13 protein-coding genes are annotated in these 12,259 nt (G+C 60.6%); 4 read left to right on the top strand and 9 right to left on the bottom strand.

Features of this window, described 5'->3' with window-relative positions:
• The 3 genes from ACH2CW_RS00215 to ACH2CW_RS00205 form a co-directional block, all read right to left on the bottom strand.
• Positions 1 to 305: transporter substrate-binding protein (locus tag ACH2CW_RS00215; RefSeq protein ID WP_395054629.1), on the bottom strand; the 305-nt coding region annotated here is incomplete at its 3' end.
• A gap of 253 nt (positions 306 to 558) precedes the next feature.
• Positions 559 to 1,695 (bottom strand): AI-2E family transporter, encoded by a 1,137-nt coding sequence (locus ACH2CW_RS00210; RefSeq protein WP_395054627.1) that lies wholly within the window; start codon positions 1,693 to 1,695, stop codon positions 559 to 561.
• Between the two features lie 114 nt (positions 1,696 to 1,809).
• Positions 1,810 to 1,980 carry a hypothetical protein gene (locus ACH2CW_RS00205; RefSeq protein WP_395054625.1) on the bottom strand — a complete coding sequence of 57 codons (171 nt, stop codon included), beginning with the start codon at positions 1,978 to 1,980 and terminating at the stop codon, positions 1,810 to 1,812.
• Between the two features lie 46 nt (positions 1,981 to 2,026).
• Here ACH2CW_RS00205 and ACH2CW_RS00200 point away from each other — a divergent pair, with 46 nt between their 5' ends.
• Together ACH2CW_RS00200 and ACH2CW_RS00195 are read left to right on the top strand one after the other, a co-directional pair.
• Positions 2,027 to 2,443: a hypothetical protein gene (locus tag ACH2CW_RS00200; RefSeq protein ID WP_395054623.1), complete on the top strand. Its 417-nt coding sequence runs from the start codon at positions 2,027 to 2,029 to the stop codon at positions 2,441 to 2,443.
• 233 nt (positions 2,444 to 2,676) lie between these two features.
• Positions 2,677 to 3,210: a hypothetical protein gene (locus tag ACH2CW_RS00195; RefSeq protein WP_395054621.1), complete on the top strand. Its 534-nt coding sequence runs from the start codon at positions 2,677 to 2,679 to the stop codon at positions 3,208 to 3,210.
• Between the two features lie 170 nt (positions 3,211 to 3,380).
• On the opposite strand, the gene ACH2CW_RS00190 is transcribed toward ACH2CW_RS00195, so the two are convergent.
• From ACH2CW_RS00190 to ACH2CW_RS00180, 3 genes are all read right to left on the bottom strand, one after another.
• Positions 3,381 to 8,555 carry a PAS domain S-box protein gene (locus ACH2CW_RS00190; protein ID WP_395054619.1) on the bottom strand — a complete coding sequence of 1,725 codons (5,175 nt, stop codon included), beginning with the start codon at positions 8,553 to 8,555 and terminating at the stop codon, positions 3,381 to 3,383.
• 260 nt (positions 8,556 to 8,815) lie between these two features.
• Complete coding sequence (locus ACH2CW_RS00185; protein WP_395054617.1) at positions 8,816 to 9,289, bottom strand: CreA family protein; 474 nt, start codon at positions 9,287 to 9,289, stop codon at positions 8,816 to 8,818.
• 74 nt (positions 9,290 to 9,363) lie between these two features.
• Positions 9,364 to 9,582 carry a hypothetical protein gene (locus tag ACH2CW_RS00180; protein WP_395054615.1) on the bottom strand — a complete coding sequence of 73 codons (219 nt, stop codon included), beginning with the start codon at positions 9,580 to 9,582 and terminating at the stop codon, positions 9,364 to 9,366.
• Between the two features lie 185 nt (positions 9,583 to 9,767).
• Between ACH2CW_RS00180 and ACH2CW_RS00175 the strand changes: the two genes are divergently transcribed.
• Complete coding sequence (locus ACH2CW_RS00175; RefSeq protein WP_395054613.1) at positions 9,768 to 10,199, top strand: hypothetical protein; 432 nt, start codon at positions 9,768 to 9,770, stop codon at positions 10,197 to 10,199.
• 233 nt (positions 10,200 to 10,432) lie between these two features.
• Here the strand turns inward: ACH2CW_RS00175 and ACH2CW_RS00170 are convergent, their stop codons facing one another.
• Entirely contained in the window at positions 10,433 to 10,588 is a 156-nt protein-coding gene (locus ACH2CW_RS00170) for a hypothetical protein (protein WP_395054611.1), read from the bottom strand.
• Between the two features lie 293 nt (positions 10,589 to 10,881).
• Here ACH2CW_RS00170 and ACH2CW_RS00165 point away from each other — a divergent pair, with 293 nt between their 5' ends.
• Entirely contained in the window at positions 10,882 to 11,496 is a 615-nt protein-coding gene (locus ACH2CW_RS00165) for a DUF502 domain-containing protein (RefSeq protein WP_395054631.1), read from the top strand.
• A gap of 45 nt (positions 11,497 to 11,541) precedes the next feature.
• Here ACH2CW_RS00165 and infA read toward each other — a convergent pair whose 3' ends face one another.
• Positions 11,542 to 11,796: a translation initiation factor IF-1 gene (gene infA / locus ACH2CW_RS00160; RefSeq protein WP_188707840.1), complete on the bottom strand. Its 255-nt coding sequence runs from the start codon at positions 11,794 to 11,796 to the stop codon at positions 11,542 to 11,544.
• 52 nt (positions 11,797 to 11,848) lie between these two features.
• Positions 11,849 to 12,088 (bottom strand): hypothetical protein, encoded by a 240-nt coding sequence (locus ACH2CW_RS00155; protein ID WP_395054608.1) that lies wholly within the window; start codon positions 12,086 to 12,088, stop codon positions 11,849 to 11,851.
• Positions 12,089 to 12,259 lie beyond the last annotated feature (171 nt).

The following is a 12,259-nucleotide window of genomic DNA, read 5'->3' as shown; positions in this document are numbered from 1 at the left end:
ACCGAAACCTTGTCCTGGCCGAGCAACTGCTTGGTTTTTTCAGCGAAAAGCGGCCAGTTGGAGGCCGGGTCCACGATCACGGGCTCGAGTTTTTTGCCCATCACGCCACCCTTGGCATTGATCTCGTCAATCGCCATCAGCACGGTGTCTTTCAACACGGTTTCCGAAATGGCCATGGTGCCCGACAGGCTGTGCAGAATGCCCACCTTGATGGTGCCGCCCGATTGGGCATGGGCTGGCAGGACAGACAGGCCCGCCAGGGCGACGGCGGCGCTGAGCGCCTTGAGGGTAAAACGACGTTGCATGTGTAGCTTCTCCGGGTAGGTGGTCAATCACTTTTCGCTCCGTAAAAGCCGCTCAAGCGGCCTTGACGAAGCGATGAAGTGATTCTGGGGACCGGAGGGCGAACGGGCTATACGCCGGGTGGCGTATGTAGGATGGGGACGACAACACGCAACTCCAAGCCATGAACACTGCGGGTTCCAGCTGCGGGCTGGCGACCCCAGGCCATTCAGTCTGCTATCGAATCAGGAGCTGCCCGCGCCCGTGGTACATGGGCTACATCTGTTTTTCGTTCGCATTTTTCGCTGGAGTGGCAGGCTCGGACGCCAACGCGTGTGGCTGCGCCGCCTCCTCGCGGGCCTTGGAGAACAGGTCCCAGGTCGCCATGAACATGGCCGCAATCACTGGGCCGATCACAAAACCGTTCAGGCCGAAGATCGCCATGCCGCCCAGCGTCGAAATCAGCACCACATAATCAGGTATCTTGGTGTCCTTGCCCACCAGCAGAGGGCGCAGGATGTTGTCGACCAGGCCGATCACCAGCACGCCGAAGGCGATCAACACCAGGCCTTGCGTGATGGCGCCAGTGACCAGAAAATAAATCGCCACCGGGCCCCAGACCAGCGCCGCGCCGACGGCGGGCAGCAGCGAGAGAAACGCCATCAAGGTGCCCCACAGCACCGGGGCGTGGATGCCCAGCATCCAGAAGATCAGGCCGCCGAGCGCGCCCTGCAGCATTGCCACCACCACATTGCCCTTGACGGTGGCGCGAATCACGGTGACGAACTTGCCTGACAGCTCGCGCTTGATGCCGGACTCCAGCGGCACCGCATCGCGGATGCGGCGTGCCAGCGCGCCACCGTCGCGCAGCAGGAAAAACAGGATGTAGAGCATCACGAAAAAACTGACCACGAAGTCAAAGGTGTTCTGCCCGATATTGAGCGCCTGCGTGGCCAGGAACTGGCTGCCCTTAGACAGGCTGGCCGACACCCGCTCCAGGATCACACTGGTGTTGCTCAGGCCGAAGCGGTCCAGCAGGCCGGTGACCCAGGCTGGCAACGCACCGTACACCTGCTGGAAGTACATGCCGACGCTGAACTCGCCCGACTGCATGCGTTGGTACAGCGCCGACGCTTCCTGCACCAGCGAGGCGACGATCAGGCCCAGGGGAAGGATCACGGCCACCAGAATGATGGCCAGCGCGGCCAGCGCAGCCAGCGTGCGCCGGCCCGGCATGGCCCTGAGCAGGCGCGCAAAGAGCGGCATGAACATCAGCGCGAAGATGGCGCCCCAGAACACCGCGCCATAAAACGGCCAGAGCACCCAGACAAAGGCCAGCGATACCAGCAGCAGCAGCAGCAGGAAGAACCGGTTCTCCAGGGAAGACGATCGGGCAATGCTGGATAGTTTCATGATGCGGTGCCTGTACAAAAAAAGGGCCGGAATTCACAGCGATGGTATCGGCAAATCACGCGCACCCACGGTCGCTTTGCCATCCGCTACTGAATTCATAGCTGCTTGCGCATGTCAGTCATGGGCTGGAGGGCGATTTTCCTGAATTTTTGGTTGGCCTTGACCACCGCGCAGATGCGCAGCCGCGCAGAACATCCGCGCTGCCTGCGCAAAGAAATGTGTCGCATCACATGCAGGATGTAAACCGGCGAAACACCCTGCAAAGCCGCTGGCTTCATGGCGCATGCTGGCTTCCAATAGAACGCTGTCTTACCACCGGCCATGACCTCCCATGACTATTCATACAGACTGGCAACGGCCTTCCAAGGCCTGCACGCACGCCGCACGTCCGGCCGATGCATGCACCGACAAAATCATCGCACCCACCCTCTTCGTGCTCGGCACCGCGCTGGCGTTGGCGACTGCGGTCGTACTGTTCGGCGCCAATGTGCAAGCGCAAACGAATCAACCCGCTCCCTCAACGACAACCGTAACCGCAGCCGCACCCGTCGAGTCCAAATACACGGTCGCGCAGATCGCGCAGGCCTTTGGCTTCATTGACGGCAACAAGGACCGAAAGATCAGCCGGGCCGAGGCCGCCGGTTTTCGCGGCGTGGCTCGCCACTTTGACGAGGCTGACGCCAACAAGGATGGCGCGCTGTCACGACAGGAGTTTGAAAACGCATTGAGCAACAACAAAGGCCGCTGAAGCGGAGCCGGTACGTCCGCGCCCCGTCAACGACTGTCAGATCGGTCGAGGTTTGCGCGCGTCCGCCATGCAGGAAAAGTGTGAAAAATTGTTGTAGGACAAGGCCGCGTCAAGGCTGTTCTGACGGGTCTGTGGCCAACGAAACCAGACCCGTCGCGTTATAAAGTGGTCGATAGCCCGACCGGACCGCGTCCGCTGCCCCATTGCAAACTCAACAACCACGAGGTGACACGATGACAACCTATTCCCACTCCCGCTTTTCCACGCTTCCCCTGGTGCTGGTCGCCGCGCTGATGGCCGGATCGGTCTGGGCCGAAAAACCCGAATGGGCTGGCCAGGGCAAAGGCGGCAAACACGAGCAGAAAGAAAATCGCGGCGACAACCGCAACGACAACCGCAGCGGTGGGAACAAAGACGCTGCGGTCCGCGTGGCACCGGCCCAGGTCAGCGTAGGCGGCTACTTCGGCGCGCCGCAACGGGTGGTGGTCCAGGAATACTACGGCCAGCAGTACCGCGCCGGCCGCTGCCCGCCCGGTCTGGCCAAAAAGAACAATGGTTGCCTGCCCCCCGGCCAGGCAAAAAAATGGGCCGTCGGACAGCCGCTGCCCAGCGATGTACGTTTCTACCCGGTGCCGCAGTCGGTGGTGCTGCAACTTGGCGTTCCGCCAGCAGGCCACAAATACGTGCGTGTCGCAGCAGACATTTTGCTGATTGCCGTGGGCACCGGCCTGATCGTCGACGCGATCCAGGATCTGGGCCGCATCTAGCGTCCCAGTGCGACAGGAGGGCCGGCGGCTGGAAACCGACCGCCCTGATGGCTTGAAATTTCCTACGAAGCTATCAAATAAATAGCGGTCTGGGCCCTTATGGCAAGGGGTTCAGCCGTATTTTATGCAGGCTGTGAGACGAAGCGAACAGCTCAGAGCGGCGCCCAGTTTCAGGCCCGACCCTGCGTCAGCACACGCTGCAGGGTCTGCAACAACTGCTCGTTGGAGGTTTGCGCCTTCACCAGCACGGCTGCAGCGCGACTGCGCTGGGCGCGATCCACCTCGGTGGCAGAAAACACCACCACAGGCGGCGACCGGTCCAGCGCTTCGATGTCGGCCAGCAAGTCCCAACCCGAGCCACCGGGCAAGGTCAGGTCCAGCAAAACAAGGTCAAAGCGCTGCTTGAGCAGCCGCTCACGGGCTTCGTCGAGTGTGGCAGCGAACTCGAAGGTGGCAAAGTCCTGCACGATGGCGGCGGTGATACGTTGAATGTCGAGGTCGTCTTCCACATGCAGAATGCGCGGTTTGCCCTCGGCCATGCCGTCGATGGCGCGGCGCAAGCCCCGAATCAGCAGGTTTTCGTCGATAGGCTTGTCCAGCCAGTCGGAGACTGACAGCAATTGGTTATTGAACTGGAGCTGGCCTTCTTCAGCCATGGCGGAAACCACCACAATAGGCAGATCACGCGTGTTTTCCTGGCTGCGCAGGGTGCGAATCAGCGTGATGCCGTCCTGGTCAGGGAGTTTGAGGTCCACCGTCATCGCGGCATAGTTGTTGAGTGCCAGGCAAGCCAGTGCCTGCGCTGCGTTGAAAGCCATGTCGGCGTCAAAGCCGCCCTTGTCCAGCATCATGCAGATCAGGCGGGCAATGTCACGATCATCTTCGCAGACAAGAATGCGGGCACGACTGGTCGCCCGTTCCTGCGGAGCAACTGGCGTGGGCAGGTCCTTCCATTCCGGCAGCTCGAAGAAGAAGGTGGTACCCACATCGGTTTGTGTGTGAAAACCGATGATGCCCTCCATGCGCTCGACGATGGCCCGTGAGATGTTCAGGCCCAGACCGGTGCCGCCCTTTTGCCGCGCATCGGATGAATCAGCCTGGGAGAACTTCTGGAAGATGCGCTTCTGGAATTCCTCCGGAATGCCGGGGCCGCGGTCGCGCACCTCAACCCGAACGCCGATGCCACCGCGCGTCACGTGCACCTCCACCGGGCTGCCTGGTGGTGAAAATTTCATGGCATTGGAAAGCAGGTTGGTCACGACCTGGATCAGGCGGTCGCTGTCGACATGAACCTGCAGTTCATCGTCGGGAAAATGCAGATTCAGGCCCACGTTCTGCGCGGTGCCAAAACCTTCGTTGGCCGCCAGGGCCTGCGTCATTAGCGGCTTGAGCGCCACCACCTGCAAATCCAGGCGCATCTTGCCGGACTCGATTTTTTCGATGTCCAGGATGTCGTTGATCAGGCGGATCAGGCGTTCGCAGTTGCTTTTGGCGATGCCTACCAATGTTTTGACGGCCTCGGGCAACTGGCCCGCCACCCCGCCGGAGATCAATCCCAGCGACCCGCGGATGGATGTCAGCGGCGTGCGCAACTCGTGGCTGACCGTCGAGACAAACTCACTCTTCATGCGATCAATGCGCTTGAGCTCGGTGACATCGCTGGCCAGTGAATAAAACCCGATGACCCGGCCGTCTTCATCGCTATAACGCGGAAAATAATTCACCACATAGTCGCGGTGGTCGCCGCGCGCCGTCACCTGTGTTCGTTCATAGACCACCGGGTAGCCGGACAGGACTTCATCAACACGGGCACGCAGGCTGTCATAAAACCGCTCACCCATGACCTCGCGCATGTGTTTTCCGTCGATTTCTTTATGGGAGAGCCCAAAAGCCTCTTCATAGGCGCGGTTGTGAAAGCGGAAGTGATGCCCGACATCGACGTAGGCGATCAGGGCCGGAACGGTGTCGGTGATCTCGCGCAACTGGGCTTCGCTGGTACGCAGTGCTTCGCTGACGCGGCGCATTTCGGTATTGTCCCGACCCGTTCCGCGGTAGCCGGTGAAGCAACCGGACGCATCGAAAATCGGCACACCGCTGATGCTGACGTAGCGAACCTCCCCATGGCCGTCGAGCCGGGTGACCTCAAAATCTCGGAAAACCTCATGCCGTTCAAGCTGCGCCTTGTGCGCCGCCCAGACATCGTCGCCCATGTTCACGTGGGGCAGTTCCCAGCGCGTCTTGCCAATGGCGCCGTTGCCGCTGAACGCCAGCGTGTGTGCATGTCGCACTTCACCGGAAATCTGTACGAAGCGAAAATGTTCGTCCTGCTCCCAGAACCAGTCCGACGAGAGCTCGGTCAGCGCGCGGAAACGCTCCTCGCTTTCGCGCAGCACGGCCTCGGCATGTTTGCGCTCAGTGATGTCCTGCACCTGCGATATGAACAACAGGGGCCGGCGGTCAGCGTCGCGTACCAGTGAGCAGCTCAAATGGGCCCAGACGATGTGGCCCAATTTGTGGAGATAGCGTTTTTCCCACTGGTAGGTTTCAATCTCGCCGGCCAGCGCTCTTTTGCGCTGATGCACGTCGTAGTCGATATCATCGGGATGGGTGATGTCGTAAACAGTCCGAGACAACATTTCAGCTTCGGAATAGCCCAGCATCTGGCAGAAAGCGCTGTTCACGCGCAGGCGGCGGGAGTCAATCGCCACCAGGGCCATGCCAATCGCTGAATGTTCGAAGGCATTGCTGAACTGCCGGTCACTCAGCGCGAAAGCATCGTTGTCGGTGCTGACCACCTCGCCATGGGCACCCGCACCAAAGCCCCCGCCGCTGTCGGTAAACAGGCGGCTGGAGCGTGGCAACCCGGCCAGCGCAATGCCTGCATCGTCGCCGGGTGCCACCTTGATCTGTTCGCTACCCAGCGTGAAGTAAAACGTGCTGCCCTCGCCAAGCGCCGATTGCGCCCAGACGCGGCCCCCATGACGGGTAATGATGCGCTTGACCGTTGCCAGACCAATGCCACTGCCGGAGAACTCATCGGGAGAATGCAAGCGCTGAAAGGTACCGAACAGCTTGTCCACGTAAGCCATGTCAAAACCCGCCCCGTTGTCGCGAACAAAATAAACCGGCTGCTGATCGGCGCCGGTTTCCTTGCCGATGCTGATGCTGGCAAGCGGGGTTTTGGCGCTGAATTTCCAGGCGTTGGCAATCAGGTTTTCAAGCACCTGCCTCAGCAGTGCGGCATCGGCCCGCACCATCAGTCCAGGCTCGATCGTCACGCTGACGACACGACCGGCATCGCGCTCGGCGTACTGGCGGACCAGTTGGGCCGCCTCCGCGCTGATGTCCACCGGCTCCCAGCGCAGGCTGGTGCGCGACAACTGGGCCAGCGACAGCAGGCCGTCGGTCAACTCACCCATGCGCTGCACTCCCGAGCGTATACGCAGCAGGTAGTGATCGGCTTTTTCGCCGGTGCCGGGCGGCAGTGCTTTTTGCAGCAGCGCGCTGAAACCGTTGATCGAACTCAACGGGGAGCGCAGGTCGTGCGCCACCGAATATGAGAATGCTTCCAGCTCCTGATTGGCTGCCTCCAGCTGGGCGGTACGGCGCAACACCCGGTTTTCCAGGTCCACGTTGAGCCGGACGATTTCCATCTCGGCCTTTTTGCGCTCGCTGATGTCGGTGATGGTGGTGACAAAGCCTGACGGCTTGCCAGGACCGGCAGCGAAAAGCGGCTGAACATTGAGCAGCCCCCACAACACCTTGCCGTCGGGCTTGCGGTAACAGACCACCACGTTGGGCTGGGCCTGACCGGTGCGTAGCGCCACCATATTGGGGTGCTCCTCCTCGGGCATCAGCGAGCCGTCTTCACGGATCATCTCCCAATCGGGCCCCACCACCACCTGCCCCTCCATCTGGGCCAATGTTTTACCGAGAATCCGCTCGGCGCTGGCATTGCAATCGACAATACGACCGTTTGCGTCGCGCAGCACCACCCCTTCGGCCAGCGCGGCCACCACCGTACGAAAACGCGCTTCACTGGCCAGTAGCGCCGCCTCGGTCTGCTTGCGCTCGGTGATGTCAGTGCCGACGCCCCGGTAACCGGAGAATTGTCCATCTTCATTGAAGATGGGCTCACCGCTGATGCAATACACCACGCGCTTGCCTTCCAGGTTCACGCGCTCGTACTCAAAATTACGGAATGTCTCATGCCTTTCAAGCTGCGCACGATGCAGTAACCAGGCCGCCCGGTTGCCCGGTGTATCGTCGATCTCCCAGCGCGTCTTGCCGATGTATTCGGCGACAGCGACCTGGTCTGTCGGACTTCCGGACGCCCTGTTGAAGCGGGCTGCACCACTGGACATTTTGGTGAAGCGATACTCCTCGTCAATTTCCCAGTACCAGTCAGATGACAGGCTGGTCAGGCTGCGAAAGCGCTCCTGGTTGTACCGCAGGCGGGCCTCGTCGGCCAGTCGTCTGGTGATGTCTTCTGCGGTAATCAGGATATGCGTGACAACGCCAGCAGCATTTTTGAGCGGGACCTTGCGCATGTGCACATGCAAGGTGCCGCGGTTTTTGGTGGGGGCGACGCGGTTGGGAAAGTCCTGCATGACGCCGTTGGCAACGAGTTCGAGGTCGTTGGCATACATGCGATCGGCATCCTCCTTTGGCCAGAGATCATGTACCGAGCGACCCACCGCTTCATCACGCGTGATCCCCCACAGCGCCTCGGCGGCCTTGTTCCATGTCACCACCTTGTAGTCGTCCAGAACAGACTTGAGATGGAGTGCAGTTGGAATATTGTCCACAACGTCGTCAAGAAACCGGGCGACCTGGCGCTGGGTCTCTTCCACGCGTTTTCTGGCGCTGATGTCGCGTGCCGTGCCTCGATATCCCGTGAACCGGTTGTCACTGTCGAATTGGGGTACGCCGCTGATTGAAAAGTAACTGGCTGTTCCGTCGGGCAGCGTGCGCATGTACTCAAAGCCACGAAAAGGCTGGCGCGCTTCCAGCGTCGCGCGATGTGCTTCCCACGAACTGCTCAGTGAGGTGATGCCGGGCAGCTCCCATCGGCACTTGCCGATGGCGTCGTTGATCAGTTCCCTGTTGAATGTGCCGTCTCCCAAATCAACGACAAACTCGACAAAGCGGTAGTCGGCATCCTGCTCCCAGTACCAATCGCCGGAAATCTCGGCCAGGCTGCGCAGCGCATTGGCCTTGAGTCGGCTCAGGGCAATTTTCTGTTCGGCCAGTTCGCGCCTGAGGACTTCGTTGGCGCGCGCGAGCTCTAGCGCCTCGGCTTTCAGGCGTTCATGCGCCGCGCCTTCTGCCCGGTCAGGTGTCAATCTAGCCTCCGGCGGTTGCCTGGCTGCATCCAGGGCGGGGACAGCCGCTGGCCAATAGGGGCAGTCAATGGCAAGTCACCATCGGCGGTCGGAGCAAATCGTGTTGTCATGGTCTGCCTGTCCTTCAGTGGGAGGACGCGCGCCTGCTCGCAGCAGGTGTATATGTGTCAGCGCAAGTGTGCGCTATCACCTTTGCCATTGTTATAGGGATAAGTCCTTGTTGTCTGTGGGTGCGGATGCCAGCGCACTGCAGGCCAGGTTCACTGCAGGGGAATCTTGAGCGCGCGGTCAATCGGGACAGAGGCGACGCTGTTTTGCGGTGAACCTTCAATCACCCGGTCCGAATAGGTCAGGTACACCAGCGTGTTTCGAGGAACATCGACCATGCGCACAATGCGTATCTTTTTGAAGATCAGCGAAATACGCTCACTGAAGACTTCTTCCTGCACGGACAGCGGTTTGGCAAAGGACACCGGTCCGACCTGGCGGCAGTCGATGGAGGCCTCCGACCTGTCCTCCGCCAGGCCCACCGCGCCTTTGATGCCGCCGGTCTTGGCGCGCGAGACGTAACAGGTGACACCTTTGACCTTCGGGTCATCGTGCGCGTCAACCACAATTTTGTGGTCCGGTCCGATGAATTTGAACACCGTGTCCACCTCGCCAATGGTCTGGGCGCGAAGCGGCGCAAGCACAGTACAGAGCAAGGCGAGTATCAGGGCGGAGTGGGCGGTCATGTGAATCCTCAAGCGTCAATACCCCACTATAACGACGCGGCGTCCGCGCGCCGCAAACCGCCGACCCGGCCGGACTAGTAGCGCCTCGGATCGTTGGGGCGGCGATCGTCCCGGTTGCGCACACCATCGCCATCGCGGTCGCGGTCGGCGCGGTTGGGCACGCCGTCACGGTCACGGTCGCCTTGATACGGGCCGCCATGGGCCCGGTGCGGCGGGCCGGTATCGTAAGGCACGGCCACGCAACCCGCCAGAGCGCCCGCAGCGACAACCAGCAAGAGGGAAAATTTTTTCATGGGATTCTCCGGTGATGCAGCCAAAACACTGCGGTCCCATTGCAAGGCAACAGCGTGTCTCCCCGGTGTGCCGGGAGGGCACGGCACGTGAAACTGGTTACGGAATGTGCGCCTGTTGGCGACCTGCGCGTGCGCTGGAGGGGAGTAGCATCGCGACTTGTTACTAACGCGTGCCTGCCACCCCAATGAACGACCTGCATCAACTGCTTCTTGCCGCCAGCCTGCTGGCCTCCGCCTCCTGGTTACATGCCGCCGGCCCGCCGCCTGCGTCATTCGGTCATCCTGTCGTGGGCACCTGGAGCTGGGTCACTTTTGGCGGAAGTTGCACCGAGACCTGGCAGTTCCGTCACAACCGGACCATGCTCGGCACCAGCGGCGGAGAAGTCGCGGAAAAAAGCTATGAGATCGCTGCAACGCCCGACGCTGGAGGTTTCTACCGCTTGGTAGAAACCGTGGTGCGCCACAACGATAAACCAGACTGTTCCGGCGCGACCTTGCCGGAGCCGGGTGAACAGACTATTCGCTTCATCCAGTTCAGCCCGCAGGGCGACAAACTGCTGGTTTGCCGAACAGCGGCACTCAGCGCCTGCTTCGGTCCGCTAAAGCGCATACCCTGACGGTTCGAAGGTGCTGAAATGCGCACGGGGGAAAAACAACCGGCGTGATGGCGGAGGAGCTGGGTCGGGTCCGGTTCCTCCAGGGCATCCATGTCGCTGCCAGGCAGCTTCATGACGGTCCAGCGGCAGGGGACCATTGACGGCGGTTTGGCGTGGACCGCAGGTCTGGCGCTGATGGTGATTTACCAAGCCGGGCGGACGCCACAGCGTCCGGATCCGGGCGGCAACCTACCTCAGTCTTGACTGACCGGGGCACCAGCACGACGCCGACGCGTCGTGGCCGGCGGATTTGCCGCGATATCCGTACCGCTGCGCTTGCTAACGTAGTTGCGGTACAACTTGGCAGCCAGGCCGGAGGTGATGGCGAAAACAATCAGTTTGCGTAACATGCGTACGGCTCCTTAAAACACGCCGAACAACATCAGAAGAATGATGACCGTGACGGGGACACCGAGTAGCCAGGCGATGATGGGCATTTGTTTCTCCAAAATTGATTTAAGAAAGCAAAAGATAAATGCACTGCTTCGCACGGGGTGCGGGAGGTGGCCGAAAGCACAGGTAGGGCCACGCCTACACACAGGCGGCGCAGCGAATGCTTGAGGACGCGCAAAACGCGAGCCACACTCTGTCTATTGCTCTGCGGCAACAACCGGTCCTGAAAATAGCCTGTTTCAACAGCATGATGAAAAAACTCTACAAATATTTCTTCCGCGGCTTGATCACTGTGCTTCCGGTGGCGCTCACGCTGTACCTGCTGTACATCTTCCTGGCCTGGACGGAGAAACTCACGCTGTGGGTGCTGAGCCCCATCATCGGCAGCTTTTATATTCCGGGCATGGGGCTGGTGTCCGGCGTGCTGATCATCCTGCTGATCGGTTACCTGGTGTCCAAACCGAAAGTGCGCCAATTGCTGGCCTTTGCCGAACTGCCGTTTACCAACCTGCCGGTGGTCAAAAGCATTTACAGCTCACTCAAAAGTTTTGCCGACTATTTCTCCCCCACTGGCAAACAGGGGGAGCAAAGCGTGGTGATTCTGCGTATGCCCGGTTACGCGATGGAGATCGTGGGCCTGGTGACTCGCCGTGACTTTGCTGATTTGCCCGATGGATTTTTGCCTGGCCAGCGGGTGGCGGTGTACCTGCCCATGGGCTACATGATTGGCGGCTACACCGTGTTTGTACCGCTGGAATGGGTGCAACCGATCAATATGTCGGTTGAAGAAGCCATGCGCTCCTCGTTGATCGCCTGGATGGCGCGGCCACCCGCCGACACGTCGGGTAGCGGTCAGGCACCCTGAGTTTTCTACGGTGTACCGGTACGCCTTGTCTAAGCGAAAAACCGGTCAGCTTGCCTGGCGCGAAGGACCGGGTCCACGGCCGGCAATATGCCGGAAAGTGATCCGGCCCTTGCTGAGGTCGTAAGGCGACAGCTCCAGCGACACCTGGTCGCCGGCGAGGATACGGATGTGGTTCTTGCGCATCTTGCCGGAGGTGTAGGCCACCAGCTTGTGGCCGTTGTCCAGCGTCACGCGAAAACGCGAGTCGGGCAGCACTTCATTGACCAGCCCGTGCATTTCAATCAGTTCTTCTTTGGCCACGATGTAACTCCTTGGAAATTTGAAAAAATGTCAGTGGGGGGCCGCAGGCGCGTCAGGCGCAAGCCGGTACCGAACGTTCGTGGATCCAGCCCAACGCGTGTTCGGTCGCGTAATGCACGGCCGCAGCCGCCGTGTCAAACAGCCCGCTGAAGCGCATCACGCGGTCATGGGTGGCGCTGCCACGCCCTGACCGAATGGACACGGAGGCGGCATATTGGCCCTCGCCCTGGGGCTTGGCCAGCGGCGAGACAAGGTACTTGCCCACCGCGATGTGGTTGTGATCAATCGTCATAAAAGTCTGTGCCGGGTATGTTTCCCGGCTTGATAAAAGGAGAAATAAACGGCTTGCGAGCAAGCCAACAGGTATCCGGTTCTGCCTGCCCGGCCTGGAGGGGCCGGGTGGGTGAGCCTTGAGTGGGCACCGTTGGGAGAAGTGCTCGCTAGGAAAGGGAACAGTGCTGAG

Origin of the sequence: Polaromonas sp., from assembly GCF_043778355.1 — a bacterium.
Classification (GTDB): Bacteria; Pseudomonadota; Gammaproteobacteria; order Burkholderiales; family Burkholderiaceae_C; genus Polaromonas.
Note: the sequence above shows the minus strand (reverse complement) of the source record. Positions and strands in the feature narration are given on the sequence as shown.

Bases quoted from the DNA above. Each gene is read 5' to 3' on its own strand.
- ACH2CW_RS00210 (WP_395054627.1), bottom strand. From the start codon at position 1,695: ATGAAACTATCCAGCATTGCCCGATCGTCTTCCCTGGAGAACCGGTTC.
- ACH2CW_RS00205 (WP_395054625.1), bottom strand. From the start codon at position 1,980: ATGCGCCATGAAGCCAGCGGCTTTGCAGGGTGTTTCGCCGGTTTACAT.
- ACH2CW_RS00200 (WP_395054623.1), top strand. From the start codon at position 2,027: ATGACTATTCATACAGACTGGCAACGGCCTTCCAAGGCCTGCACGCAC.
- ACH2CW_RS00195 (WP_395054621.1), top strand. From the start codon at position 2,677: ATGACAACCTATTCCCACTCCCGCTTTTCCACGCTTCCCCTGGTGCTG.
- ACH2CW_RS00185 (WP_395054617.1), bottom strand. From the start codon at position 9,289: ATGACCGCCCACTCCGCCCTGATACTCGCCTTGCTCTGTACTGTGCTT.
- ACH2CW_RS00180 (WP_395054615.1), bottom strand. From the start codon at position 9,582: ATGAAAAAATTTTCCCTCTTGCTGGTTGTCGCTGCGGGCGCTCTGGCG.
- ACH2CW_RS00175 (WP_395054613.1), top strand. From the start codon at position 9,768: ATGAACGACCTGCATCAACTGCTTCTTGCCGCCAGCCTGCTGGCCTCC.
- ACH2CW_RS00170 (WP_395054611.1), bottom strand. From the start codon at position 10,588: ATGTTACGCAAACTGATTGTTTTCGCCATCACCTCCGGCCTGGCTGCC.
- ACH2CW_RS00165 (WP_395054631.1), top strand. From the start codon at position 10,882: ATGAAAAAACTCTACAAATATTTCTTCCGCGGCTTGATCACTGTGCTT.
- ACH2CW_RS00155 (WP_395054608.1), bottom strand. From the start codon at position 12,088: ATGACGATTGATCACAACCACATCGCGGTGGGCAAGTACCTTGTCTCG.